The organism is Streptomyces sp. NBC_00086 (assembly GCF_026343255.1).
Taxonomy (GTDB): Bacteria; Actinomycetota; Actinomycetes; order Streptomycetales; family Streptomycetaceae; genus Streptomyces.
Window position 1 is genome coordinate 376,861 of record NZ_JAPELZ010000001.1, and the last position, 26,265, is coordinate 403,125.

Genomic DNA, 26,265 nt, shown 5'->3' on the forward strand with positions numbered 1-26,265 from the left:
CCTTTCGGCCGATGCGCGGCACGCCGCGGTCTCTAGGCTGAGAACCGTGCTCCGAGACGACCTGCGAACCCTGTGGACCGAACCCCGGCCGCCCGACGCGCCCGCCCGGGTGCGGCGGGACTGGGCGCTGCTCACCGCGGGCCTTGCCGGTGTGGCGCTGGAGGCCACCCTGCGCGAGAACGTCGTGTGGCGGCCGGTGGCGGTGGTGCTCGCCGTATGGCTGTGCCTGCTGCCCCTGTGGCGCCGGACCCGCCCGCTGGCGGTGGTGACGCTGGCGTTCGGCTCGGTGGTCCTGCTTCCGGTGGCCTCGCTCGTTGCCGCACCGCAGGAGTCCGTCGGCCTGTACACCGGCACGGTCGTGCTCGTGCTGGTGTACGCGCTGCCCCGGTGGGGATCGGGACGGGAGATCGTGCTGGGCGGTGCGGTGATCATCGCGGTCGGCGCGCTGTGTGTCGTCACGGACGCGACCCCGGTGGTCGAAAAGGTCGTGGGCTTCGTCTTCCTGCTGCTGCCCGGCGTGGTCGGGGCTGCCGTGCGGTTCCGTGTGACCGCTCAGGAGCGGCAGTTGGAGCAGGTGCGCTCCCGCGAGCGCGAGCAGCTCGCCCGGGAACTGCACGACACGGTGGCCCACCACGTGTCGGCCATGGTGATCATCGCTCAGGCGGGCCGAGTGCTCGCGGGTACCGACCCGTCCGCCGCCGTCGAGGCGCTGGACGGGGTCGAGGAGGAAGGGGCGCGCACGCTGGAGGAAATGCGCGCCATGGTCGCCGCGCTGCGCCACCGCGGGGTCGGCGCCGAGCTGGCGCCGCCTGCGGGTGTCGCGGATCTGGAGCGCCTGGTGCGCACCCCGGGTGGTCGCCTCAGGATCGACCTGGGGCTCGCCGGCGAGCTGGACGCACTGCCCCCGGCCGTGGACGCGGCCGTCTACCGGATCGTGCAGGAGTCGGTGACCAACGCGATGCGCCATGCGGTCGACGCGACCGAGGTCGTCGTCCGGGTCGCCGCGGAACGGCACATGGTGCGGGTGAGCGTGCGCGACAACGGCCGGCGCACCGGCCGGGGTCGCGACGGATACGGACTTACCGGATTGCGCGAGCGCGCGACGCTGCTCGGCGGCACACTACGAGCCGGCCCGGGTACCGACCGGGGCTGGCACGTCGACGCCGAACTGCCGAGAGCGAGGAGCGAGAGCGGTGTCCATTCGCGTCCTCGTCGCTGACGACCAGACGATCATCCGCACCGGGTTGCGGATCATGCTGAACGCCCAGCCCGGCATCGAGGTGGTCGGCGAGGCCGCCGACGGGCGGGAGGCGGTACGTCTGGCCCGCGAACTGCGCCCCGACGTCTGCCTGTTCGACATCCGCATGCCCGTACTCGACGGGCTCGAGGCCACCCGGCTGGTCGCCGGCCCGGGCGTCGCCGACCCGCTGGCCGTGGTCGTCATCACCACGTTCGACCTCGACGAGTACGTCTACGGCGCGCTGCGTGCCGGCGCCCGCGGATTCCTCCTCAAGGACACGGGACCGGACCTCTTGGCCCAGGCCGTACGGTCGGCGGCCGGCGGTGAGGCGCTCATTGCGCCCAGCGTCACCGTCCGTCTGCTCGAGGCATTCGCGGACCTGCCCGCCGGCCGGCCCGTGACCCAGCCGGTCTCCCCCGTCACCGCCCGCGAGGAGCAGGTGCTCCTCGCCGTCGCTCGCGGGCTGACCAACACCGAGATCGCCGATGCACTGCACATCAGCCTCAGCACGGTGAAGACGCACCTGGCCAGCCTGATGGCCAAACTCGGCGCCCGCAACCGGGTCGAGATCGCGATGTGGGCCTACGAAACGCGCCGCATCCTCCCCGGAACCTGAACCGGCTGCCGCGCCATGTCCCATGAGTCCCAAGAAGAGGGCTAGGGGACCACGGGGTCGCCGGTCAGCTTGGTCATCACGGCGTCGCGCAGGACCTGGTACTCCGTGCGCAGGCGGCGCCATTCGCTCTCCGGCGGGCGGGGGACGACCATGCCCTCGGTGATCTTCTCCTCCGGGCCGAACTGCTCGCGGGTGAGGTCGATTTCGATGCCCATGCCCAGGCGGTTCCACCAGTGGTAGTCCACGCGCTCGCCGTCGACGAGGACCTCGCCGCGGATCAGTTCGCCGCCCAGCAGGTCGTTGAGGAGCATGGCGGTCACACCGCACTGGTCACGGGCCGGGTTCTCCCGGGTCCACCGGTCGCGGTACTCGGGTGTGCACGTCTGCTCGCTCCAACTGCTGCGGACGGCACGATCGATGTCGGTCAGAAGGAAAGGCGTCATGCCGCTCATCCTCGCAACCGGCACTGACAGAGATCCATACCTCGGCCGACCGTCCGGTCGGGTCAGTCGCGTTCCTGTCAGTCCGGGCGCCGATCGGTCGCGTTTGTGCCAGTCCCGCGCCGGTTCGGCCGCGAGGAGTTCGCCGAGCGGGCATGAGCACCTTCCTGAAAGGTCCGAGGGGTCGCGGCCCCCACTGCCGTGCCCCGGCACGCCGGAGCCCGGCCCGGCTGGGTGCCGGGCCGGGCTCTGTGGGGGGTGTCAGGCGGCTCTCATCGCGATGCCGGGAACCTCACGGGGCGCATACCCTCGGGGTCGCGAGGGCCCGGGCCCACGGGCTCACGGGGTGAAGGTCCAGCGCTGGGCCGCGGTCGTCGCGCACGCGACCCGGGTGAGCTTGGTGCCGTTGGCCGTGGCGGAGCCGGCCGGGGTCAGACACTGGCCGGAGTTGCGCAGGCTGCCGTCCGGGCCGGTCTGCCAGCTCTGGCCCGCGCTGCCGTTGCAGGTCTGGATCGCGACGGCGGTGGGGGTGGCCGCGTCCAGGCAGACTCCGCCGAGGCCGGTGAGCCGGCCGTCGCCCTGCAGGGTCCAGCGCTGGTTGGGGCCGCCGTGGCAGCTGTAGAGGGTGGGCTGGGTGCCGGGGGTGGTGGCGCTGCCCGGGAGGTCGATGCAGGTGGCCGATGCCCCGTTGACCAGGGTGGCGGCCGCGGGCAGCGGGGTCGGGCGACCGGTGAGGGTGATCTCGGCGGCGCTGCTCCAGGGACCGCGGCCGCCCGCCTCGGTCAGTGCCTTGAGGCGGAGGTAGCGGCCCGCTTTGGCGGACAGGGAGACCGGCTTGAGGGCCGCCGTGTCGGCGAAGGTGCCGGTGGCCACCGGGGAACCCCAGTCGGTGGTGGTGTCCGAGACGTACACCTCGTAGCCGCCGATCCGGCCGTTGACCCCGCCGTCCTGGCGGGGCAGGTAGCCGAGGCCGTCGGCCGTGTAGCGGGCGCCGAGGTCGATCTGGATCTCGTGCGGGAGCGGCGCGGGTGCGGAACCGGACCAGGCGGTGTGCCAGATGGTCCCGGTGTTCCCGTCGAAGGCGTTGCGGGCCGCGCCGTTCTCGCCGCCGGTCTCCTGGCTGTCGGCGGAGACCAGGGTCCAGGCCGTCTGCGGGACGGGGCTGGAGGTGACCGGGATGGGGTCGGCGGCCGGGACGGAGGTGCCGGTGGCCGAGACGCCGAACGCGCCCGACTTCGTACCCGTCTTGGTCCACAGGATGCCGCCGCGGTCGGCGGCGTCGAAGAACCAGCCGGTCGCGGCCGCGTCGTAGGCGGCCTTGCCGCTCAGCCGGGTGAGGGCCGCGCCGTCCACGGTGACCGCGGTGGGGGCGGTGGCCACGTGGAGGCTGAACTCGTAGCCCCGCGAGGCCGGTTTGCCGGTGTAGCTGCCGGCCGGGGCCGAGACGGACACGTTGACCGTGCCGGAGCCGGAGGCCGGGGCGGTGACGTCGACCTGCTGGCGGGCGAAGGCTCCGCTCTGGTGGGCGCGGGTGATCCCGTCGTCCTCGTAGAGGCTGAAGGAGGTGGCGCCGCGCGGGTGGATGTCGTAGGTGAGGGTGGAGACGGGCTTCTCCCCCGTGTAGTTCATCTGCGGCCACATCGGGACGATGGCGCCGCCCTTGACGAACAGGGGCAGGGTGTCGAGGGGTGCCTGGTAGCCGTTGAGCCAGCCCGGTCCGGCGTAGGTCTTGCCCGTCCAGTAGTCCGTCCACGTGCCGGCCGGGAGGTAGATGCCGTCCCGTACGGAGGTGTCGGAGACCACGGGCGCGACGAGGAAGGAATCGCCGGCCATGAACTGGCCGCTGGTCAGGTTGCCGCGCGCCACCGGGTCCTCGGGGTACTCCAGGACCATCGCGCGGGTGCTCGGGACGCCGGTCTCGTGCGCGGTCCGGCTCATCGTGTACAGGTACGGCATCAGCCGCATCTTCAGCTGGAGGTACTTGCGGTTGATCGAGAGGTACGGCTCCGCGAACCGCCAGGGCTGCTTGTCCTGGTACCCGGCGGTCGGACCGGTCGCGCCCCAGCCGGACATGGTCATGAAGGCCGGGGTGAACGCCTTCCACTGGAGGTCGCGGGCGTACGTCTTGGGGCTGCCGGCGAAGATGCCGTCGACGTCGCCGGTGGCGTAGTTGAGGCCGGAGAGGCCCGCGCCGGTGATGGCGGGGACGTGCCAGCGCATGTCGTCCCAGGTGCCGTTGGTGTCACCGGTCCAGACGACGGCGTTGCGCTGGGTGCCGGCCCAGCCGTCGACGGTCCAGACGTAGCGCCGGGCGTCGGAGTTCTTCTCGATGCCGTCGACGGCCTGCTGGACACCGGCGAAGGCCGTCTTGTAACCGCCGCCGATCCAGGCGACGTCGGTCTTCACTCCCCGCGAACCGGCCGCCCCCACTTCCTCGTTGATGTTGCCGAGGCCCGTCGAGGTCCACAGTCCGGTCTGGAAGCCCTTGGCCTTCAGGGCGTCGACCGTGGACTTCAGTGGCGCGGTGTAGCCGCAGCCGTAGCCGTCGTTGGGCAGGAACCAGCCCGAGGGCATGTCGGCGGCGCGGGCGTCCGTGGCGTAGCCGACGACGTCCGGGGTGGTCTGGTGGCGGAGCCGGTTGTGATCGCCCTGGTAGGCCGGGTTGGAGGCGTTGAAGCAGTCGGCGTTGCCGAGTTCGAAGCCCCACGCCGGAGCCATGAAGGGCTTGCCGCTGACGTCGGTGTAGGCGTCCAGGACGGTCTTGAGGGAATTGCCGGTGAAGTACCAGGCGTCGAAGCGCTTCTCGTCATGGGTGAGCGTGGTGGGAGCGTTGAAACCGTACGAGCCCGGGGCCCAGGTATTGCGCATCACGCCGTAGTTGTTGGTCGACACGTAGAAGGGCGCGGGGCTGGCGTTGTTGTTCTCGCGCCACTTGTTGTCGACCGCGATGGGGACGGTCTTGCCGCGCAGCGCCCATTCGCCCAGGCGCAGGCCCGTTCCGTAGAACTGCTCGTCCGCCGCGCGCGCGAGGTACTGGGTGGTCTGGCTGCTGGTCCAGGAGGTGGGCTGCATCTCCTGCCAGACGAGGGTGGAGTTGTCGGCCCGGTAGACGGAGAACTGCAGCGGGGTCTTGTTGACCCGGATGGACAGGGAACCGGTGGTGATCTTGTAATACGTGCCCGCGTCGGTCCAGGCGGCGCTCACGGGGCCGAAATCGGTGGTGGGGGCGAGGTCGGTACCGGCCGGATCGCTGGTGAAGGTGCCGTCGGGCGAGAGCCAGAGCCGGAAGATGTCGGCGCGGGCGACGACCACCCGGGCCTTGGCTCCGCCGGAGGTTGCGATCGTGAAGGTGTTCCCCGACTGGGTGACGCCGGTGGCGTTGCCCGCCGTGGCCGGGGCCGGCGCCTCGGCGGCCGCCGAGGCCGGTGAGGAGAGGGGGCCGGCCATGGCCAGACCGGCCACGGCGAGGACCGCGGCGAGCAGCGCGGCGGCCGGGGCGCGTCGCCGCCGTGGGCTTCTGCGGATGCTGATGAGTCTCATGGGGCGGCTCCTCGTGCGGTCCGGACTGCGGACACACCTTTTGGCATGCACCGGGCAACATAGCGGTCCGGAGGCCCCATTTGAAGGAAGATGCTCGCAATGGCTGGTCAACGAGCATCTTTGAGCATGCGGAGGCGCGGTGATCCCTCACTCGGATGGCCCACCCGCCCTGCGCGACGCGCCCCGCGCCCCGACCCTGAGACGAACCACGGACGATTCTGGAGGGCCCGGCACTCATGGCACAGGCGCAACAGCCCGCATCGCTCCGTCAGCTCCTCCTCGCCCCCGGGACCCTGCGACTGCTCGTCCTCTCGGCGCTCATCGGCATCCCGGTCTCGCTGTTCGCCTTCGGTTTCGTCAGCCTCGAACACGAGCTCCAGCACTGGGTCTGGCACACCGCACCCGACCTGCTCGGCTACTCGCGCGCCCCCTGGTGGTGGGGCCTGCCGACGCTCGCCCTCGCCGGACTGCTGGCCGCGCCGATCATCACGCGGATGGCCGGCGCGGGCGGACACGTCCCCGCCTACGGCTTCGGCGGTCCGCCGACCATGCCGCGCGAGACCCTGAGCGTGGTCCTGGCCGCGCTGGCCTGCCTGCCCCTCGGCGTGATGCTGGGACCCGAGGCGCCCCTGATGGCCATGGGCAGCGGCCTCGCCCTGCTCAGCATCCGCGCCGCCAAGCGTGCCGCGGAGCCCGAGCTGGCCACGGTGCTGGGCATGGCCGGATCCACCGCCGCCATCAGCACCATCTTCGGCAGTCCGCTGATCCCGGTGGTGATGGTGCTGGAGGGCGCCGCCCTCGTGGCCGGAGGCGCCCGCATCCTCGTACTGATCCTGCCCGCCCTGGTCGCCAGCGGGGTCGGCGCCCTGGTCTTCACCGGCTTCGGGCACTGGACCGGCCTCGGCATCGGCGCGCTGACCCTCCCCCAGGAACCGGCCGCGGGCCTGCCCGACGCGGGCGACTTCCTGTGGGGCATCCCGATGGCCGCCCTGATCGGCGTCGTGGTCGCCCTGGGCAAGTCCGGGGGCCTGCGCGTGCACGCCTGGACGGGGACCTCCGCGCGGCGGATCGTCCTGTGCGCGGTGGCCGTAGGCGTCTGCGTCACCGGCTACGCGCTGATCACCGGGCGCTCCCCCGAGGAGGTGGCCCTGTCCGGCCAGGCAACCGTCGGCATGCTGGCCGCCGAGCCCTCGTCCTGGGCGGTGGGCGCGCTGATCGCCCTCTCGGCCTTCAAACTGATCGGCTGGAGCATCGCCCTGGGCAGCCTCCGGGGTGGTCCCATCTTCCCGTCCATCATGATCGGGGCATCGATCGGCGTCGCCTTCGGCAGCCTGCCCGGATTCGGCATGGGTCCCGCCCTGGCGGCCGGCATCTGCGCGGCCGGGGTGGCCGGTACCCGGCTCCCGGTGACCGGCGTGGTCCTGGCCGCCGCCCTGCTGGGCAAGGAGGCACCCACCCTGATGCCGCTGCTGGTGCTCTCGGCGGTGACGGCCCTGCTGGCCTCGGCCCTGATCGACCGCCAGCGCCCCGCCGACCCGGCCCACCTCCAGCCCGCTTCCACGGACGCCTGAGCCCTTCGGCACCTGAGCCCGCCGAGCCCCGAGCCCGCCTACGCCCGAGCCCGAAGACGTACCGGCGGGCTCAGGCCGGGCCGACGGGCAGGGCACCACCCCTCCGGCCCGGTGGCGATCCACGTCTTCGAGGCCTTCGGCCGGCAGGTGTACGCGCTGGACGTGCCCGCGAGCAGCTGGTTCACCGCGACGTCCGCGCTGGTGCACTACGTCCTCGGCGCCGCCGGCCAGAACGCCGCGAACCTCGTGCGCGCCCGGCCTCGGCCCGGAGGCCGACCGCGGCGCCCACCTCGACACCATGGCGCAGGCCTGGAAACGACTCGGCCCCGAGGAGTGCCCCTTCACCCGGGCGCTCGCGGACCAGGGGCTCGACCACGACGACCGCGTGCAGTTCCTCGCCGGCGTCGACCTCATCGTCACGGGCATGACGGCCCGCCCGCCCGCCGCGTAGCGGATGACCCCGCCTTTGCCCTTTTCATAGGCTTTGGTGGCGAACCGTTCCTTTCGTTGTGCACTCTCACTCCCCGGCAGCCGCACCGGCCGCCTCCGTACAGGGCTCAGGAGTCACGCACGATGAAGCACGGCAAACGCCGGGAGGCGCAGCACCGCCACGGCCGGGACCGGGGACCGGGCGGCGGCCGGCCGCGGCGGCGCTGGATCGGCGAGGCCGTCGCGCTGGCGGCCGTGGCGGGCGTGATCGCCGGGGCGGTCGGCTACTTCGACCCGTTCGACGACACCGGCGACATCGTGCACCTCGACGAGCCCCGCACCACGGCCCGGGGAGACTCCGGTGGCACGTCCGGGGACCCGCTGACCCTGATGCCCACCGGCCCGGCGCCCGAGCTGAAGGTGTCGGGCACCATCCCGGAGGACGGCAGCAAGGTGATGGTGACCACCCTCGCCGGGAAGAAGTCCCACTTCACGGGCAAGGTCTGGCTCTGGGTGCCGCCGCAGTACCACGACCCGAAGTACGCGCGCAGCGGCTTCCCCGTGATGATCGCGCTGCCCGGCGGGCCCGGCTTCGACGAGAACTACTGGAGCGGGAGCAATCTCAAGCTGGAGGCCGACATCTCCAAGTGGTCCGAGGAGGGCGCCAGCCTCCCCTTCATCCTCGCCATGCCCGTCCTGAACCCAGCGTCCGACAAGGACGGCCTGTACTGGGACGGCAGCGACATCCCCGGCCAGCCGAAGATGGGCACCTGGCTCACCGAGGACGTTCCCGACCTGGTCCGCGCGACGTTCCGTACGATCAAGTCCCGCGACGGCTGGGCCTTCATGGGCAGCTCCTCCGGCGGGTTCGCCGGGCTCAAGGCGGTACTGCAGAAGCCCGACCGGTTCCGGGCGGTGATCGCCGGCGGGCCCGACATCGTCCCCGACTCCCGGCTGTGGGACGGCCACCCCGAGGAGAAGGCGCAGAACAGTCCGCCCCAGCTCGCGCAGAAGCTGATCGACCGGGGCGGACCCGAGGTGGACCTCGCCTTCCAGGTCGGCACCAAGGGCAGCGACGTCCAGAACCGGCCGCCGATCGAGAAGTTCATCAAGGACTACGGCAAGGGGCCCGTGAAGACGATGTTCCACGTCGACGAGGGCGGCGGCCACGACGCCTACACCTACGTCCCCGGCATGTACGACGGCGGGCTCATCCAGTGGGTCAGCAAGCTCATGCGAGGGCCCGTCCCCAGCCCGTGACGGGCAGCGGGCTCACGGCCAGGACCGGCGCCGCCGGCGAGCCGTGCCGGTGCCCGCAGGGATCGAAGACCAGAACCACCGGCTGCCCCGGACGCTGACGCCAGGAGATGCGTTCCGGGGCTTCCTCGCAGACCGGGCAGCACGGCAGCGGGCCCGGCTGAGGCGCCGGGCTCAACGTGCCCGTCGAACTCGACGTCCCCGTCGAACTCAGCGGGCGCGGCTCCGGCCGGTACCCGGGGGCGGCCGCGAGCTGCGTGGAGTGCTGATCGCTCATGGAGACTCCCTGGTCGTGCGGTTGGGCTGATCGCACTGTGCCATGGAGGACCCCCTGTCCGCACGGGTGAATCCTCCAGGATTCCAGTGAGGTTCCGGCAGGTCAGGGGTGTGCGCCCCGGGCTCCTGGCGCCCCTCCCCGCGGACTTGGCGCTCAGCGCGGCCCCTCGGCGACCTCCACCACGCCCGATTCGTACGCGGCGATGACCGCTTGGGCCCGGTCGCGGACGCCCAGCTTGCCGAAGATGCCGGTGATGTGGTTCTTGACCGTGGAGACGCTGATGTCCAGGTCTGCGGCGATCTCCGCGTTGTCGAGTCCGGTGGCCAGCAGCCGCCAGATCTCCCGCTCCCTCGGTGTGAGTCCGGCCGGAACTCCGGCCGTCTGGCGGGCGGGCCTCGCGGGGGCCCGTACGTACGTGGAGATCAGCCGGGTCAGCAGGCGCGGCGCCACCGCGGCCTCACCGGTGTGGACGGTGCGGATCGCGGCCGTCAGCTCCTCCGGGGAGACGTCCTTGGGCAGGAACCCGTAGGCTCCGGCGCGCAGGGCGGCGACCACGTACTCGTCCATGTCGAAGGTGCTCAGCGCCAGGACCCGGCACTCCGGCAGCCGTGCGGACAGTTCCCCGGTGGCCTCGACCCCGTCCAGGACCGGCATCCGGATGTCCATGACGACCACGTCGGGTCGCAGCCGCTCCGCGAGGGCGACCGCCTCGGCACCGTCCCCGGCCTCGCCGACGACCTCGAAGTCCGGATCGGGGGCCAGGATCAGGGCCAGGCCCCGGCGGACGAGCGGCTGGTCGTCGGCAATGAGCACACGGATCATCCGCGTTCTTCCTCTCCCTCTCCCCCGGGCGCATCCGGACCGTGCGGCACCGGCATGCGCGCCGCCACCCGGAATCCGCCGCCGTCGAGGGCGGCCGCCTCCAGGGTGCCGCCCTGCAGGGCGACCCGTTCGCGCATTCCGATCAGACCGTATCCGGAAACCGGGGCCGCCCGCGAAGGCTCCGCCCGCTCCCCCGCCCCGTCGTCGCGGACCTCCACCGTCACCGCGTCCGGACGATACGTCAGCCGTACGTGGGCCCGGGCCCGCCGCCCGGCGTGCTTGCGGGTGTTGGTCAGCGCCTCCTGCACGATGCGGAACACCGTCAGGCCGAGGGCCGGCGGCAGCGGGCGGACCGGCCCCTCCACGGTGAAGCCGGTGTCCAGGCCGCCGAGCCTGGCTTCGGCGATGATCCGGTCCAGGTCGGCGGTACCGGGCTGCGGGGCCGGCGGGGTGCGTTCCGGCTCCTCCCCCGCCCGGAGCACGTCGAGCAGCTGTCGCATCTCGCGCAGCGCCATCCGCCCGGACCCCTCCAGGGTGACCAGGGCCTCGCGGGCCGTCTCGGGGTCGTGCGCGAGGTTGGCCCGTGCCCCGCCGGACATCAGCTGCATGGTGGTGATGTGGTGGGCCACGATGTCGTGCAGTTCGCGGGCGATGCGGCGGCGCTCCTCGGCCACCGCGCGTTCGGCCAGCAGGATGCGCCTGGCCTCGGTCTCCTGCTGCCAGCGGCGCGTCAGCAGCGCGGCGGCGACGACGAGGACGACGGCGACCGTGTTGCCGAGCAGGCCCATGAACCCGCTCGTCCCGCCGTAGCCACCGCTGCCGATCACCGTCAGCGGCACGGCCGCCAGGGCGGCCGCCGCCGTGACGGCCGGGCCGCGCACGCGGGCCACGGAGAAGAGCGCGACGGTCACTCCCGCGGAGAAGTGCGGGCCCTGTGACGTGATCAGGTTCAGTGCCACGCCGAGGGCGAGGACGGCGCCGAGCACGGCTACCGGCCTGACCCGCCGGGCCAGCAGGCAGGGCGCGGTCAGGACCACCAGGGCGAGGGCGGACGCCGTGAGGGGCCGGCCGTTCTCGGCCGCGCCGAACGAATAGCCAACCAGGTCCACGACAACGGCGGCGATGGCGACGAGCGCGTCGTTGCGGGTCCAGTTCAGGGCCCGGATCCCGTTCGAGATCCGGGCGCCGCTCAAGGCCCGGGCGCCCTTCGGGCTCGGGTCCGGGTCCTCGCACCGGACCGGGTTCTCGGTCCGGGCGCCGTTCGCGCCCTGAACGGGCGCGCTCCCGCCCGCCCCGTCGTCCGTTCTGATCATCGGCATGCTCCATCTTCCCATCGGGCGACCCCCGGACCGCGGGTCCCGAGGAGGAGTGCGGACCAGGACCGGAGTCCTGGTCGGGGGCCCGCACCGGCCCCTGGTCCCGGGTGCGAGCTCCTCCCGGGACCTGACGTTTCGGGGTGCGGCCGGTGATGAGCTGGTGAGCAGGCCGGGGACCCCCGGCCGCCGCCCCGTTACGGAGGACTCCTTGATCCGCGCCCTGACCGCCTTCGCCACCCGAAGTCCATGGAAGGTCATAGCCCTCTGGGCGGTACTGGGCATCGCCCTGACGATCTTCGGCCAGGCGCTGGTCTTCCGCGCCACGCAGACGAGCACCGGCGAGTTCCTTCCGGCCTCCTACGATTCGGCGGCCGCGCTGAAGGTCGCCGAGGAACACTTCGGGGTCGAGCCCGATGCCAACCCGCTGACCGTGCTGGTGGCCCGTGACGACGGTGCGCCGCTGACCGACGCCGACGAGCGGCGGATCGACGCCGAGGCGGCGGAGTTGGCCCAGCAGCGGATCGTCATGCCGCGGCCCGAGGACACCCCGCCCTTCCTGGTGCAGGACCGTTCCCAGCAGCCCCGGATCAGCCCGGCGATGACGGCCCCGGACCGGAGCTTCCGGCTGCTGTCGGTCGAGTTGACCGGCAATCCCATGGACCCCGGGATGCAGGACCTGTACCGGGCGTTCCGGGACCACACCCGGGCCGGGTTCGCGGAGGCGGGCCTGCGGACCGGGTTCACCGCCGGGCTCGCGGACACCGTGGACACCGCCGACGCGGAGGAGACCCGGTCGAAGATCGTGGGCGCCGTGATGCTCGCGGTGATCGTACTGCTGCACGTGCTGGTGTTCCGCAGCGTTCTGGCGGCGTTGCTGCCGCTGATCGCCGTCAGCATCATCGGCGGAGCCGCGGCCGGTGTCGTGGTCGGCACCGCACTGCTGACCGGGATCGAACTCGACGGATCCACGCCCCAGTTGATCAGTGTGGTGCTGGTGGGCATCGGCATCGACTACTTCCTCTTCCTGCTCTTCCGCTTCCGCGAGCAGTTGCGGCGCCACCCGGAGCAGTCGGGCCGGGCAGCGGCGGCCGAGGTCGCCGGCCGGGTCGGTACGGCCATCACCTGTGCGGCGCTGACCATCGTCGCCGCGTTCTCCACCCTCGCGGTGGCCACCTTCGGTCAGTTCCGGGTGCTGGGCCCGGCCATCGCCGTGTCGGTCCTGGTGATGCTGCTCGGCAGCCTGACCCTGATGCCGGCCATCCTCGCGGTCGCCGGCCGCAGGATGTTCTGGCCCTCGCGGGCGCTGAAGCGGGAGCCCCGCGCGGGCGTGGCCGCGCGAACGGGTGGGCTGGTGGCACGGCGGCCGCTGACCCTGGTGCTCGCCTCGGTGGCCCTGCTGGGGGCGCTGGCCGCGGGCATGGCCGGGATGCGGATGGACTACGGGCAGAGCCGCGCGGGCGTTGAGCGTACGGCCTCGGCGGCGACGGCGGCGGAGATCGCCCGCGCGCTGCCCGCCGGGGTATCGGATCCGGCGAGCGTGTTCGTGACCGCCTCCGGCGGGGGCACGCTGACGGCCGAGCGCCTCGGCGGACTCTCCCGCGCGCTGGCTTCGGTCGGCGGGGTGGGCCAGGTGGCACCGACGGTGCTGAGCGAGGACCGCCGGGCGGCCCGCATCGACCTGTTCCCGACCGCCGATCCGCACGGGCAGGAGGCCCGCGACCTGGTCGCCGGACCGGTTCGGGAGGCGGTGGCCGCGCACCGGCCGGACGGAACCGAGGCCCATGTCGGTGGTACGGCGGCGATCTTCTCCGACATCGCGTCCGCCGTGGACAAGGACCTGAAGGTGGTCTTCCCGGTGGCGGCGGCGCTGATCGCGCTGATCCTGTTCCTGCTGCTGCGGAGCCTGCTCGCGCCGGTGGTCCTGATGCTCTCGGTGGGCCTGGGCTTCGCGGCGACGCTGGGTGCCTCGACGCTGGTGTTCCAGCACGCGGCGGGTCGGCCGGGCGTGGACTTCTCGCTGCCGCTGGTGCTGTTCCTGTTCGTGGTCGCGCTGGGCACCGACTACAACATCCTGATCACGGACCGGATCAGGGAGGAGATGGACCGGCCCGGTCCGGCCCGTGCGGCCGTGGCCCGGGCGGTGCGCCACACGGCGCCCGCCATCGCGACCGCGGGCCTGGTGCTGGCGTTGTCCTTCGGGAGCCTGGCCGCGAGTCAGGGCTCGGCGACCCAGCAGATCGGCTTCGCCACGGGGCTCGGGATCCTGCTCTCCGCGTTCGTGCTGTCGATCGTGCTGGTGCCGGCCCTGGCCGCGCTCATGGGCCGGTCCCTGTGGTGGCCGCTCCGGCAGCGCCCGGGCGCCGGGGAGTCGGTGGCGGGCGGCGGCGGGCACCGTGAGCCCGAGCGGGTCACGGCCCGCTGAGCCTCCGGCCCGGCGGTGCGGGGGCGGGTGCGCGAAGCTCCGTAGAACGGAGTTCGCGCACCCGCCCCCGTACGCTCAGGCCAGTGTGTCGACCTCGGGGTGTTCGGCCAGCCAGGCGCGGACGGCCTGCTGTTCCTTGCCCTTGCCGGATTCCTGGATCTTGGCCTCCAGGCCGGTGAGCTGGGCCTCCGTCAGCTTGAAGGAGCTCAGCCACTGGGCGACCTTCGGCTCGTCGGCCGCGAAGTCCTTGCGGGCGACGTTGTGGATGCCGTCACCCTTGCCCCAGGCCTCCTGGGGGTCGGCGAGCTTGGTCAGCTCGTAGGAGGCGTACGCCCAGTGCGGCGACCAGAGCACGACCGCGACGGGCTCCTTCTTCTCGTAGGCCCGCTTGAGTTCGGCGAGCATGCCCGGGGTCGATCCGTCGACGACCTTGTACTCGCCGTCGAGCCCGTACTGGGGCAGCACCTTGTCCTTGAGGAGGCCCATCGCGCCGGCGCTGGGCTCGATGCCGATGATCCGGCCCTTGAACTCCCCCGCCTTGCCCTTCAGGTCGGCGAGGGTCTTGACGTCCTTCATGTACGAGGGGACGGCCAGCTCGATGGAGGTCGGCCCGTACCAGGAGCCGAGGTCGTCGAGCTTGTTGCCGTACTTCTTCCAGTACTCGGCCTGCGTCGAAGGGAGCCAGGCGTCGGTCTGGAAGTCGACCTGGCCGCCCGCGAGCCCGGTGAAGAGCGCGCCGAGTTCCAGCTGCTTGGCCTCGACCTGGTACCCGCGGCGCTCCAGGAGCTCCTTCCAGAGGAAGGTGGAGGCGATGCCCTCGTCCCACGGGATGTAGCCGATGCTGAGCTTGCGGCCCTTGCCGATGTTCGCGACGCCGGCCCCGCCGACCGCGTTGACCTGCGACTTCCCGGAGTCTCCGAAGATTCCGAGGCCGCCCGCGACCAGGGACAGCACCACGGCCGAGGCCACGGCGAAGACGGGCTGGGGGCGGTGGCTCCACACCTTGGCGGTGCCGGTGGCGGCGGAGCGGGCCTTCGCGAGGGCGCGGCGGCCGAGCGGGGAAACCTGGCGGCCCAGGGCCCCGGTCATCCGGTCCAGGTACATGGCGAGGATGACGATGGAGATGCCGGCCTCGAAGCCGAGGCCGATGTCCACGCTGCCGATGGCCCGGTAGACGGCGCCGCCGAGGCCGCCGCCGCCGACCATGCCGGCGATGACCACCATGGACAGGCCGAGCATGATCACCTGGTTGATGCCCGCCATGATGGTGGGCAGCGCCAGCGGAAGCTGGACCCGTACGAGGGTGTCGCGCGGGGTGGTGCCGAAGGCCTCGGCGGCTTCGACGAGTTCGGCGTCGACCTGGCGGATGCCGAGCTCGGTCATCCGCACGCCGGGCGCCAGCGAGAAGATGATGGTGGCGATGATGCCGGGCACCACGCCCACCCCGAAGAAGATGATGCCGGGGATGAGGTAGACCATCGCCGGCATGGTCTGCATGAAGTCCAGGACGGGCTTCAGCGTGGTGCTGACCTTGTCGGAGCGCGAGGCCCAGATGCCCAGCGGGATCGCGAAGAGCAGGGTGACCAGGGTCGCGACCACGACCAGCGCGAGCGTGGACATGGCCTCGGGCCACAGGGCCACGGAGTCGACCAGGGCGAAGCCGGCGAAGGCGAGCAGGGCGGCGAGCAGACCGCGCAGCCACCAGGCGGCGACGGCGAGGATGCCGGCCAGCAGCAGGGGGTTCGGCGCGGACAGGACGGCTTCGATGCCGTCGTAGAGCCCGGTGACGAGCGCGGCGATGGCGTCGAACAGCCAGGACAGGTGGCTCTGGAGGAAGTCGACACCGCTGTCGACCCAGGATCCGAGGTTCAGGCGGGGCATCACGCAGCCACCTCCGCGCAGTCCAGGGGGGCGCGCTTCTCGTCGCCGATGAAGGCGACGAGGCGGCCCTGCGGGACGGAGCCGACGACGGTGCCGTCCTCGGCGGTGACGCAGACGTCGTGCGGGACCCGGGCGCTGACGGCGCACACGTCGGCGAGCGGGGTGCCGGCGGAGACGGTGGGGCAGCCGCAGTCCGGCCGGCCTCCGGGGTCCCCGGTCATGACGGCGTCGGCCGTCAGCACCCGCGAGCGGTCCACGTCCTGGATGAAGGAGGCGACGTAGTCGTCGGCGGGGCGGGTGAGGATGTCCTCGGCCGTGCCCTGCTGGACGATGCGGCCGTCGCGCATGACGGCGATGGAGTCGCCGAGCCGCATGGCCTCGTTGAGGTCGTGGGTGATGAAGACGATGGTCTTGCCGAGGCTCTTCTGGAGTTCGAGCAGCTGGTCCTGCATGTCGCGGCGGATCAGCGGGTCGAGCGCGCTGAAGGACTCGTCCATCAGCAGCAGGTCGGCGTCGGTGGCCAGGGCGCGGGCGAGGCCCACGCGCTGCTGCATGCCGCCGGACAGCTCGTCGGGCCAGGACTTCTCCCAACCGCCGAGCCCGCAGAGGGTCAGCGCTTCGCCGGCCCGCCGTTCGCGCTCGGCCCGGGGGACGCCCTGGACCTCCAGGCCGTATCCGGCGTTCTCCAGCACGTTGCGGTGCGGGAACAGCGCGAAGTGCTGGAAGACCATGCTGATCTTGGTGGAGCGTACGCGGCGCAGTTCGGCCGGCGAGAGGGCCGTGAGGTCCTCGCCGTCGATCAGGATGCGTCCCGCGGTGGGCTCCAGCAGACCGTTGAGCATGCGCAGCAAGGTGGACTTGCCCGAGCCCGACAGACCCATCACGACGAAGATCTGGCCGGGCTCGACGCGGAACGAGGCGTCGATCACCGCCGCCGTCGTTCCCTCGGCGCGCAGCTCGTCGCGGTCGGTCTCGCCGCTTTCGAGCGCGCGGACCGCCTTCGCGACGGCCGCGCCGTTGTCGGGTCCTCTACCGAACACCTTGTACACGTGCTCGGCTGTGAGCGTGGACACATACACCCCAAGGGTCGTACCGGAGACGGCCCACCGGCGTGTGTGCGGCCGGCGGGCCGTGGAGCGGGACGGGATCCGCCCGTCACCCGCGCCCCGGCCGCTGTCGGCCGGCGGACGGGTCCGCTCCAGCAGCGCTACTGCCCCCACTTAACCTCTGCAAACGGTGAAGTGAGTCATGTCACTTACACTGCGTCGCCGGCCGTACCCGTGGCCGCACCCGTGCACGTGGATTCCGCTTGCTCCGGCGATCCGGCTTCGGGCAGCTCCGGGTCGGCGAGCATCGAGGCCCGCAGATGCGCGAGCACCCGGGTCAGGAGACGCGAGACCTGCATCTGCGAGATGCCGAGGGCTGCGCCGATCTGGGCCTGGGTGAGCTCCTCGCCGAAGCGCATGGCCAGCATGCGGCGCTCGCGGTCGCTGAGGCGTTCCAGCAGCGGCGCCAGGGTCTGGATGTCCTCGACGCGCTCCAGCGCCGGCTCCTCGGCCCCCATCGTCTCGGCGAGGCTGTGGCCCTCGGTGCGGCCGTCGGCGTAGTCGGAGCCCGGGGCGTCGAGGGAGCCGCTGGTGTGGCCGTTGGCGGCGACGAGCCCCTCGATGACCTCTTCGTCGGTGAGGGAGAGGTGCGCGGCGAGGTCGGCGACCGTCGGCGGCCGGTCGAGGAGCGCGGTCAGGTCCTCCTTCGCCTTGGCCAGGTCGATGCGCAGTTCCTGGAGCCGGCGCGGGACGCGGACCGCCCAACTGGTGTCGCGGAAGTGCCGCTTGACCTCCCCGGTGATGTACGGCATGGCGAGGGAGGCGAACTCCACCTCGCGGGCCGGGTCGAACCGGTCGATGGCCTTGATCAGGCCTATGGTGCCGACCTGGAGGAGGTCCTCCAGGTCGCCTCCGTCTCCGCGGCCGCGGAAGGGGCGGATGGCGAACCGGACGAGCGAGCAGTTCATCTCGATGAGGGTCTCGCGGACGTACCGGTACTCGGCGGTGCCCTCGTCGAGCTCGTGGAGCCGGCGGAAGAAGAGCCGCGTCAGCTCGCGCGCGTCCGCGGGGGCCACCTCGCGGGGCTCCTCGATCCGGGGCGGGAGCACGGTGCCCGCGGGCTCTCTGCCGACGGCCGGGCTCGGGGCTCTGCCGGAGCCGGGGCCCGGGGCGGGACCGGCGAGCCGGCCGGCGCAGGGGCCGGGGCGGGTACCGGTGCGGGGGCCGGGAACGGAGCCGGAAAGGGATCCGGTCCGGGGGCCGGGAAGGGGGCCGGCGGTATGGGAGAACGGGTTGGGCATCGGCACGGGGTCGCTCCTTGGGCTGGTCGGCTTGCGGCGCATGACCTTGATGGGCGTTCACCCTAGCCGGTTCCGGATCCGTTCCCCAGTTCCCTTCCTCCTAGATCAACCAGCCGGATCCCTGCCGCATTTGCGGCAGGGATCCGTTCCGGTCGCACATCGTCCGTCCGGCCGCAGTTCCCTCGGCCGTCCGGTCAATTCCCGGCGGCGGCGCGCCCGGTGGCGGAGGGGGAAGCGACCCCGGGGACGGCTGAGGAGGCGGCTCCCGAGGTGGTGCGCAGGGCCCGGATCAAGGCCTCGACGCCGGCCTCGGCCTTGGAGCGCGGGCAGCCCACGTTGAGGCGTACGAAGCCCGCGCCCTCGGGGCCGTAGGCGGTTCCGGGCATGATCGCCACCTTCTCGGTATGAATCAGCTCACGTTGGAGCACCTCGTCGGGAACTCCGAGGGGCCGGAGATCGATCCAGGCGAGGTAGCCGGCCCGGGGCGGATGCCAGTCCAGCTCGGGGAAGGCCTCGGCGAGGCGGTCTCCGACCATGCGCAGGTTGTCCGCCACGTAGGCGTTGAGTGCGTCGAGCCACGGTCCGCCCTCGCGGTAGGCGGCGATGTGCCCGGCGATGGAGAGGACCGCCGGGGAGGACAGTCCGTCGGCGTCCTTGAGGAGGGTGAGATAGCGCTCACAGGACTCCGCATCGCCGAAGATGCCGTAACTGCCGGTCAGCGCCGGGATGTTGAAGGACTTCGAGGCGGAGGTCACGATGGCCCAGCGGCTGCCGGGGCGGCCGTGCAGTGCCCAGGGGCGGTGCGGGGTGTGCGCGAGGTCGGAGTGGATCTCGTCGCTGATCACCGCGACCCCGTGGCGCTCGCACAGCTCGGCCGTCCGCTCCAGCTCGGCCCCGCTCCACACGTGGCCGGTCGGATTGTGCGGGGAGCAGAGCAGCAGCACGGTGGTGTCGGGGCGGGCCAACTCCCTTTCCAGGGCGTCCCAGTCGTGGAGCGGGACCCCGCGCATGTCCCGGTCGCGGGCGGCGAGGAGACGGGGGAAGGCGTCGTAGGCCGGGGTGTGGACCACGACCCCGTCGCCGGGCGAGGACCAGAGGTCCAGGATCCGGCCGACCTGGTAGAGGACGGCGGGGGCGTAGGCGATGCGGTCCTGCTCGACGGGGGTGTCGTAGCGGGTCGCGTACCAGTGCCGGACGGCGGAGAGGAAGTCCTCGTGGCGCCAGCGGGAGTAGCCGAGGACCCCGTGCTCCAGGCGGCCGCGCAGGGCGGCGAGGACCTCGGGGGCGGTCTCGAAGTCCATGTCGGAGATCGTGAAGGGGAGCAGGCCGGCGGCGCCGAAGCGGTCCTCGACGTAGTCCCACTGGGTGCACCAGGTGCCGTGCCGGTCGACCGGCACGTCGAAGTCGCAGATTTCGTGGAAGCCGTGGAGGCCCTGGAGGCCGTCGGAGTCTGGGTGGGTCATGGTTCAGCCGACCGGGGTGAGCTTGGCGATGGCGTCCTTCACGGACTGGACCTGGGGGCCGATGATGACCTGCACGTTGTGCTCGTCGAGCCGGACCACGGCGATGGCTCCGAGCTTCTTCAGCCGGGCGTCGTCCAGCAGCGCGGCGTCGCCGACGGTCATGCGCAGGCGGGTGATGCAGTTGTCGAGGGCGTGGATGTTGGCCGGGCCGCCGAGGGCTTCGAGGAGGGCGACCGGGTCGTACTTGCCGGCGACCAGCTCGGCCTTGGGGGCATCGGCATCGGCCCCGGTGTCCACCGCCCCGGTGTCCGCGAGTTCGGGGCCGGTGGGCTCGTCGTCGCGTCCGGGGGTCTTCAGGTTGAACTTGGTGATCGCCCAGCGGAAGAGGAAGTAGTAGACGGCGAACCAGATCGCGGCGATCACCGGGACCAGGTACCACTTGGTGGTCGTGCCCTGGAGGACTCCGAAGACCAGCAGGTCGATGACGTTGCCGTCGGTGTTGCCGATGTACACGCCGAGGACGGCGGCGACCAGGAAGCCGAGTCCCACCAGGACCGCGTGGATCAGGTACAGCCACGGGGCGATGAAGAGGAAGAGGAATTCGAGGGGCTCGGTGACCCCGCCGACCACGCAGGCCACGACACCGGAGATGAGCAGCGCCTTGATCTCCGGGCGCATCGTGCGCTTCGCGCAGTGGTACATGGCCAGCGCGGCGCCCGGCAGACCACCGAGGTACGCCGCCATCTTGCCCTGGGAGAGGAACTGCGTCGCGGTGTGCGCCGCGCCCGAGGGGGTGGTGCAGGAGAGCTGCGCGTAGAAGAGGTTCAGGGCGCCGCTGACGTTCTCCCCGCAGACCGTCCCGGCGCCGCCGGCGTCGGTGAAGCGGAACAGCGCGACGAGGATGTGGTGCAGGCCGATCGGGCGGAGCAGCACCTCGCCCATGCCGAAGAAGAACGGGCCGAAGACTCCGGCGTGCGCGATGCCCGTGCCGACGGAGGCGATCCAGCTTCCGAGGGTGGGCCAGACGAGCGGGACGAGGAGTCCGACGATGCTCATGGCCAGGGCGGAGACGATCGGGACGAAGCGCAGGCCGCCGAAGAAGGCGAGCGCGTCGGGCATCTGCTTGGTCCGGTAGCGCTTGTGCAGCAGGGCCACGATGACACCGACGGCGACCGCGCCGAGCAGTCCGGTGTCGATGGACTTCACGCCGAGCACGTCGGCGATGCCGTAGTGCGCGATCTCGCCCTTGTCCTCGAAGTCCACGCCGCGCGTGGTGAGGAAGAAGTTGACGGCGAGGTTCATCGAGGCGAATCCGACGAATCCGGAGAAGGCGGCGACGCCCTTGTCCTCACGCGCCAGGCCCAGCGGAATCGCCATCGCGAAGAGGACCGGAAGGAATTTGAAGGCCACCAGTCCGGTGTTGGACATCCAGGTGAAGGCCAGCTGGAGGGGTTCGTTGTCCAGGAAGGAGAGGTTCTGCAGGACGGCCGGGCTGGAGAGCGAGGAGCCGACGCCGAGCATGATGCCGCAGAAAGCCAGGAGCGCTACGGGCAGCATGAAGGTCTTGCCCAGGCCCTGGAGGAATTCCCAGAGCGCTGCCTTCGTCTTCTTCATGGTGGATCTTTCGTCCGGAATCGGAGGGGGTCAAGGGGGTCGCACATAAAGATTCCGTTCTGTGAACGTCTGGCACTAAGAGGAGAAGGGCCCCTATCCGTAAGGCCTGATTGCTCCCGCGCGGGCCCGGCGCGGGCCTCTTGTGCGGAGCTTGTGAAGGCAGCACTCTGAGCGGACGACTCAGGGGGGTCACATTTAATGATCATGCGATCACGCTTATTGCGGCGCTACGGAGCCGCGCTCGCACTCGCCTCGGCGCTCGCGCTCGGGTTGGACACCGGGGCCTCGGCCGCGGCCCCGCCGGAGGGGGAGGTCCTGTACGCCGGAGCTCCCGGAGCCGTCGCCGACAGCTACCTCGTCCTGCTGGACCCGGCGCGCGCCGGCTCCCGTACGGACCGGGGCCGGGCCGTGGTCGAGCGGTCCGGCGGCACGGTCGGCCGGACGTACGACTCGGCGGTCAACGGGTTCTCCGTCAAGATGACGCAGAAGCAGGCGCGGCGGCTCGCCGCCGATCCGGCGGTGACGGCGGTCGCGCAGAACCGGAAGCTGCGGCTGGACACCACCCAGCCGAGCCCGCCGTCCTGGGGCCTGGACCGGATCGACCAGCGCAGGCTGCCGCTGAACAACTCCTACACCTACGCGACTTCGGCCGGCGCGGGCGTCACCGCCTACGTCATCGACACCGGGGTCAACATCAGCCACCAGGACTTCGGCGGGCGCGCCCGGTACGGGTACGACGCGATCGACAACGACTTCGAGGCCGACGACCTGCACGGGCACGGTACGCACGTGGCCGGAACGGTCGGGGGCACCACCTTCGGCGTGGCCAAGAAGGCGAACATCGTGGCCGTCCGGGTCCTCGACTGGAACGGCGAAGGCACCACGGAGCAGGTGGTCGCGGGCATCGACTGGGTCACCCGCAACGCCGTGAAGCCGGCCGTCGCGAACATGAGCCTGGGCGGGGACCCGGACACCGTGCTGGACGCGGCGGTCAGGGGCTCCATCGCCTCGGGCATCACCTACGCGGTGGCCGCCGGCAACCAGTCCAAGGACGCCTCCACGCATTCGCCGGCCAGGGTTTCCCAGGCGCTGACCGTCGGGGCGACGAGCGTCCACGACGCACGCTCCTCGTACTCCAACTACGGTCCGCTGGTGGACCTCTTCGCTCCCGGGGACTCCATCACCTCGGCGGCCTACTGGAGCGAGGACACGAGCACCGTGATGTCGGGCACCTCGATGGCCAGCCCGCACGTGGCGGGCGCGGCGGCGCTCTACCTGTCCACCCACCGCACCTCCACCCCGGCCCAGGTGATGAGCTACCTGAAGGCCGCCGCCACCACCTGGGCGGTCCTCGGCGCCGGGACGGGCTCCCCGAACCGCTCCCTCTACGTGGGCGGCGTACCGAACAAGGTGCCCGGCAAGCGGTTCGCCAACGGCACGAACTACGCCGTCGCGGACCTCGGGACCATCAATTCCCCGATCACGGTCAGCGGCGTCACGGGCAAGGCTCCGGCCCAGCTGGACGTGGAGGTGTACGTCAAGCACCCGGACTCCGGGACCTTGAAGATCGACCTGATCGCACCCGACGGGACGGTGTACCCCATCAAGGACGAGTACACGGACTGGGGCGAGAGCAACCTCGTCGGGCTGTACACGGTGAACGCCTCCTCGGAGACGGCCAACGGGGTCTGGAAGATGCGCGTGTTCGACGCCTTCGCCGGACACACCGGGTACCTGGACGCGTGGGCGCTGCGCTTCTGAACGGCCTGGCGGCGGCGCGCTCCGGGGGCTGAGGCCCCCGGAGCGCGCCGCCGTTCGCACGGGCCGGGTCAGCCGTTGGGGACGGTGTCCACGAAGGCCGTTCCCGCGGTCCGGTAGCCGCCGACCTTGGCGGCCACCTGGGCCGGGGTGAGGACCTGGTCCTTGACGTGCAGGACGTAGTCCACCTTCTGGTCGTAGGCGCGCGCGGTGGATCCCGGCTGTCCGTTGAGGTCGATCAGCCACTGGTTGAAGTTGATCGACATGCCCCGCTCGGGCAGGTACTTGGCGTCGTGGACGCCGAAGACCTGGCCGTCGACGTAGTAGGTGATGGCGTTGTTGTCGATGGTGAGCACCAGGTCGTGCCAGCCCGCGTAGCTCGTCCGGGCCTCGGAGTGCTGGTTGACGGCCACCCACGGGTCGGCCTGGTACGTCTCCCACGACGTGGTGTAGAGGATGTTCGCGGGCTCGCCCCAGCCGCCGTTGGGCAGGTACTCGAAGTCGTACTCCGAGTAGTCGTCGGCCAACGGGGCCTTGAGGTCGTTGATGGGGAAGAAGGTCTGCACGAGGTGGTCCCCGTCCGGGCCGTACTTCGGGGCGTCGGAGAACTTCACCCGCGCCGCGTACGTGCCGTTCTTGAACTTCATCGTCTTGGTGAGGATCTCGGTGTGCTTGGTGCTCTCGCCGGTGCCGGCCGTCGAGGTCTCCAGGTTCATGATGGTGTTGCCGCCCTCGGCGGCGAAGGTGACGTTCTCCGGTGCCCAGGTGGCGCCCGGGACGCCGGGGCCGCCGGCGTTGGAACGCACGCTCCAGCCGTGGGCCCCTATCGCCGGGTCGGTGGAGGAGGTGTACGTGAAATCGTCGAAGAGGGTGGCTCCGGCCGGTCCCGGGTCGGTCGGGGTCGGCGTGGGGCCCGTCGGCGTCGGGGTCGGGTCCGTCGGAGTCGGCGTCGGGTCGGGGACGTTGCCTCCGGGCGCGGTGCCCCAGACGGTGCCGGTGCCCAGCTTGGCGGTCACCTTGTCCCAGTCTCCGTACGCGGTGCGGGACGCGTCGAAGGAGTAGTCGTCGGACTGGCGCAGCGTCTGCCAGTCGGCGCGGTGGAAGCGCAGCTGCATGTCGCCGGTGTCGGCGCCCGGGGCGAGGCTGCCGGCGCCGCCGGTGAAGGCGATCTCCAGGTAACGGTCGGCGGTGGCCGTCGGGGTGGCCATGGTGTGGAAGGTGCCGGTGATGTTGGCGCAGCCCTTGACCGCCCAGGAACAGGCGAACCGGTACTGGGTGCTGGGGCTGTCCGCCTTGAAGTAGTAGCGGAAGCTGACCTGGCTCAGGGAGACGGTGCCGGAGCCGTTGTTGACCACCTTGAACCAGGGCTCCGCCTGGTCGGCGGTGGCCCCGGTCGCGCTGGTGCGGTACTGGACCTTGACGGAGTCGGCCGCCGCGTTGGCGGGCAGGGCCGTCAGGGCGGCCGAGCCGAGACCGGCGGTCAGGGCGATGGCCAGGGCCAGGGCCGTACGGCGCTTGCGCAGGGGGGTGCTGCTCGGGGTGTGGCGCGGGGCACGGGTCGGGGTGCTCATGCTGCGTTCCTCTCGGGGTGGGGGGAGGGAAGGGATCGGCCGCGCACGCCGAGGGCGGCGAGCCGGGTCTGGTGGTGGCCTTGGCGGCGCAGGAAGTCCGGCCAGTCGCGGTGCGCCGACCACGCGGTGTCGGCGAGGGCGCACAGCCGGGGGAAGGCCAGGTATTCGAGCTCGGCGGGGGTGCGCGCGTACTCGGTCCACAGCTGCGCCTGGGTGCCGAGGACGCGGCGCGCGGCCTCGGGCTCCCAGTGCGCGGGGGCGGGGTCGTTGTCGTAGACGCCGCGCAGGTCGAGCACGCCGCCGTCCTGGCCGCGCGGTTCGCCGGGGTCGGCGGACTGCGGGTAGTCGAGGTAGGTGGAGCGGTAGGGGGTCATGATCACGTCGTGGCCGCGCAGGGCGGCGGCCCGTCCGTGCTCCGCGTCGAGCCAGGCCAGGGCCGTGAAGGAGGCGGGCAGTTCGGTGCCGGTCCCGGTCCAGCCGAGCGGGCGGCGGCCGAGCCGGGCCAGGTGCGCGGCGACCTCGCCGAGGAACCAGCCGTGGAGCGCTCCGGGGCCGGCCAGGCCCTCGGCGGCGACCCGGGCGCGGGCGGCCGGGGAGCGTTCCCATTCCACGCGGGGGCATTCGTCACCGCCGAGGTGGACGTAGGGCCCGGGGAACACGTCCGCGACCTCGTCCAGCACGCCCCGGCAGAAGTCGAGCACGGCGTCGTGGACCCCGAAGACGTTCTCGCAGACCCCCCAGCGGGTCCACGTGTCCAGCCGGACGCCGGGCCGGTTGCCGAGTTCGGGGTAGGCGGCGAGGGCGGCGCGGGCGTGGCCGGGCATCTCGATCTCGGGTACCACGCTGACCCCGCGCCGGGCCGCGTAGGCGACGAGCCCGGCCAGTTCCGCGCGGGTGTAGGAGCCCTCGTGCGGGATCCCGTCGCCCTCGGTCTGGGCGCGGCGGCCGCCGGTCGCGGTGAGCCGGGGGTAGGCCTCGACCGGCATCCGCCAGCCCTGATCGTCGGTGAGGTGCAGGTGCAGGACGTTGAGCTTGTGCAGCGCGAGCAGGTCCACGAAGCGGCGTACGTAGGCCACGGGCTGGAAGTGACGGGCCACGTCCAGCAGGGCTCCGCGCCAGGCGAACCGCGGCCGGTCGGTGATCCGTACACAGGGCACCGACCAGCCGGCGGCGGGCGTACGGGGCTGCGCGCCCTCGGCGGCCAGCGCCTCGGGCGGCAGCAGCTGGCGCAGGGTCTGCACCCCGTGGAGCAGCCCCTCGGGGCGGGCGGCGCGCAGCAGGACGGAGTCGGGGCGGACGGTGAGGGCGTACCCCTCGGGGCCGAGGGACTCCTCCCCGGCGGGCGTGTCCCCGGGGGTCAGGAGCAGGGTGATCCGCCCGTCGGGGTCCGGGGCCAGCGGCAACCCGGTGGTGGGGGCGAGCAGTTCGCGCAGCAGGCCGGCCGCCGCCTCGGCGCCGGGTCCGGCGCGCAGTCCGGTGTTCCGGTCCAGGGTGAAGCGGCCCGGCAGGGCGGTGACCGAGTCGGGGCGCGGGACGAGCCCGAGGTCGGGGCGGAGGGAAGCGGCGGCGGCAGCGGCGGTCACGGTCTCGGAGATTCCTCACCTGGTCGTTCCGTCAACTCATCTACCGAGGCGTGGAGTTGACCAACTGACCAATTGGTTAGCTGAGTGGCTAGAAGGTGACACGACCCGAGTGCGCCGT

19 protein-coding genes are annotated in these 26,265 nt (G+C 71.9%); 7 read left to right on the forward strand and 12 right to left on the reverse strand.

Annotated features, from left to right (window positions below):
- The first annotated feature begins 46 nt into the window (after positions 1 to 46).
- Together OG276_RS01690 and OG276_RS01695 are read left to right on the forward strand one after the other, a co-directional pair.
- A complete protein-coding gene (locus OG276_RS01690; RefSeq protein ID WP_266901941.1) occupies positions 47 to 1,219 on the forward strand; it encodes a sensor histidine kinase in 1,173 nt (390 codons plus the stop codon).
- The gene (locus OG276_RS01695; RefSeq protein ID WP_266901943.1) at positions 1,194 to 1,856 is read left to right on the forward strand and encodes a response regulator transcription factor; all 663 of its coding nucleotides are present in this window, start codon (positions 1,194 to 1,196) and stop codon (positions 1,854 to 1,856) included. Before OG276_RS01690 ends, OG276_RS01695 begins: the two co-directional genes overlap by 26 nt.
- A gap of 41 nt (positions 1,857 to 1,897) precedes the next feature.
- Here OG276_RS01695 and OG276_RS01700 read toward each other — a convergent pair whose 3' ends face one another.
- Complete coding sequence (locus OG276_RS01700) at positions 1,898 to 2,299, reverse strand: hypothetical protein (protein ID WP_266901945.1); 402 nt, start codon at positions 2,297 to 2,299, stop codon at positions 1,898 to 1,900.
- A gap of 336 nt (positions 2,300 to 2,635) precedes the next feature.
- Positions 2,636 to 5,836 carry a TIM-barrel domain-containing protein gene (locus tag OG276_RS01705; RefSeq protein ID WP_266901947.1) on the reverse strand — a complete coding sequence of 1,067 codons (3,201 nt, stop codon included), beginning with the start codon at positions 5,834 to 5,836 and terminating at the stop codon, positions 2,636 to 2,638.
- A 236-nt stretch (positions 5,837 to 6,072) separates the two neighbouring features.
- Between OG276_RS01705 and OG276_RS01710 the strand changes: the two genes are divergently transcribed.
- The 3 genes from OG276_RS01710 (at position 6,073) to OG276_RS01720 (ending at position 9,096) form a co-directional block, all read left to right on the forward strand.
- Positions 6,073 to 7,407 (forward strand): chloride channel protein, encoded by a 1,335-nt coding sequence (locus OG276_RS01710; RefSeq protein WP_266901949.1) that lies wholly within the window; start codon positions 6,073 to 6,075, stop codon positions 7,405 to 7,407.
- Positions 7,408 to 7,705: 298 nt separating this feature from the next.
- Complete coding sequence (locus OG276_RS01715; protein WP_266901951.1) at positions 7,706 to 7,858, forward strand: hypothetical protein; 153 nt, start codon at positions 7,706 to 7,708, stop codon at positions 7,856 to 7,858.
- A gap of 122 nt (positions 7,859 to 7,980) precedes the next feature.
- Complete coding sequence (locus OG276_RS01720) at positions 7,981 to 9,096, forward strand: esterase family protein (RefSeq protein ID WP_266901953.1); 1,116 nt, start codon at positions 7,981 to 7,983, stop codon at positions 9,094 to 9,096.
- Here OG276_RS01720 and OG276_RS01725 read toward each other — a convergent pair.
- The 3 genes from OG276_RS01725 to OG276_RS01735 form a co-directional block, all read right to left on the reverse strand.
- Positions 9,068 to 9,370, reverse strand: a complete 303-nt coding sequence (locus OG276_RS01725; protein ID WP_266901955.1) for a hypothetical protein — start codon at positions 9,368 to 9,370, stop codon at positions 9,068 to 9,070. The genes OG276_RS01720 and OG276_RS01725 overlap by 29 nt on opposite strands.
- A 153-nt stretch (positions 9,371 to 9,523) precedes the next feature.
- Positions 9,524 to 10,192: a response regulator transcription factor gene (locus OG276_RS01730; RefSeq protein WP_266901957.1), complete on the reverse strand. Its 669-nt coding sequence runs from the start codon at positions 10,190 to 10,192 to the stop codon at positions 9,524 to 9,526.
- On the reverse strand, positions 10,189 to 11,505 hold the full coding sequence (locus OG276_RS01735; RefSeq protein WP_266901959.1) for a sensor histidine kinase: 1,317 nt from the start codon (positions 11,503 to 11,505) through the stop codon (positions 10,189 to 10,191). Before OG276_RS01735 ends, OG276_RS01730 begins: the two co-directional genes overlap by 4 nt.
- 211 nt (positions 11,506 to 11,716) lie before the next feature.
- Here OG276_RS01735 and OG276_RS01740 point away from each other — a divergent pair, with 211 nt between their 5' ends.
- The gene (locus OG276_RS01740; protein ID WP_266901961.1) at positions 11,717 to 13,930 is read left to right on the forward strand and encodes an MMPL family transporter; all 2,214 of its coding nucleotides are present in this window, start codon (positions 11,717 to 11,719) and stop codon (positions 13,928 to 13,930) included.
- Between the two features lie 75 nt (positions 13,931 to 14,005).
- Here OG276_RS01740 and OG276_RS01745 read toward each other — a convergent pair whose 3' ends face one another.
- From OG276_RS01745 to malX, 5 genes are all read right to left on the reverse strand, one after another.
- Positions 14,006 to 15,811 carry an ABC transporter permease/substrate binding protein gene (locus OG276_RS01745; protein ID WP_266901963.1) on the reverse strand — a complete coding sequence of 602 codons (1,806 nt, stop codon included), beginning with the start codon at positions 15,809 to 15,811 and terminating at the stop codon, positions 14,006 to 14,008.
- A complete protein-coding gene (locus tag OG276_RS01750; RefSeq protein WP_323182302.1) occupies positions 15,811 to 16,884 on the reverse strand; it encodes a glycine betaine/L-proline ABC transporter ATP-binding protein in 1,074 nt (357 codons plus the stop codon). The genes OG276_RS01745 and OG276_RS01750 overlap by 1 nt, the downstream gene beginning before the upstream one ends.
- A gap of 182 nt (positions 16,885 to 17,066) precedes the next feature.
- A complete protein-coding gene (locus OG276_RS01755) occupies positions 17,067 to 18,164 on the reverse strand; it encodes a SigB/SigF/SigG family RNA polymerase sigma factor (protein ID WP_266901965.1) in 1,098 nt (365 codons plus the stop codon).
- A gap of 188 nt (positions 18,165 to 18,352) precedes the next feature.
- A complete protein-coding gene (locus tag OG276_RS01760) occupies positions 18,353 to 19,621 on the reverse strand; it encodes a MalY/PatB family protein (RefSeq protein WP_266901967.1) in 1,269 nt (422 codons plus the stop codon).
- Positions 19,622 to 19,624: 3 nt separating this feature from the next.
- On the reverse strand, positions 19,625 to 21,235 hold the full coding sequence (gene malX / locus OG276_RS01765) for a maltose/glucose-specific PTS transporter subunit IIBC (RefSeq protein WP_266901969.1): 1,611 nt from the start codon (positions 21,233 to 21,235) through the stop codon (positions 19,625 to 19,627).
- Positions 21,236 to 21,439: 204 nt separating this feature from the next.
- Between malX and OG276_RS01770 the strand changes: the two genes are divergently transcribed.
- Positions 21,440 to 22,996, forward strand: a complete 1,557-nt coding sequence (locus OG276_RS01770; protein ID WP_266901971.1) for a S8 family peptidase — start codon at positions 21,440 to 21,442, stop codon at positions 22,994 to 22,996.
- Between the two features lie 68 nt (positions 22,997 to 23,064).
- Here OG276_RS01770 and OG276_RS01775 read toward each other — a convergent pair whose 3' ends face one another.
- The gene (locus OG276_RS01775) at positions 23,065 to 24,564 is read right to left on the reverse strand and encodes a cellulose binding domain-containing protein (protein WP_266901973.1); all 1,500 of its coding nucleotides are present in this window, start codon (positions 24,562 to 24,564) and stop codon (positions 23,065 to 23,067) included.
- On the reverse strand, positions 24,561 to 26,147 hold the full coding sequence (locus OG276_RS01780; protein WP_266901975.1) for a beta-N-acetylhexosaminidase: 1,587 nt from the start codon (positions 26,145 to 26,147) through the stop codon (positions 24,561 to 24,563). The genes OG276_RS01775 and OG276_RS01780 overlap by 4 nt, the downstream gene beginning before the upstream one ends.
- Between the last annotated feature and the right edge of the window lie 118 nt (positions 26,148 to 26,265).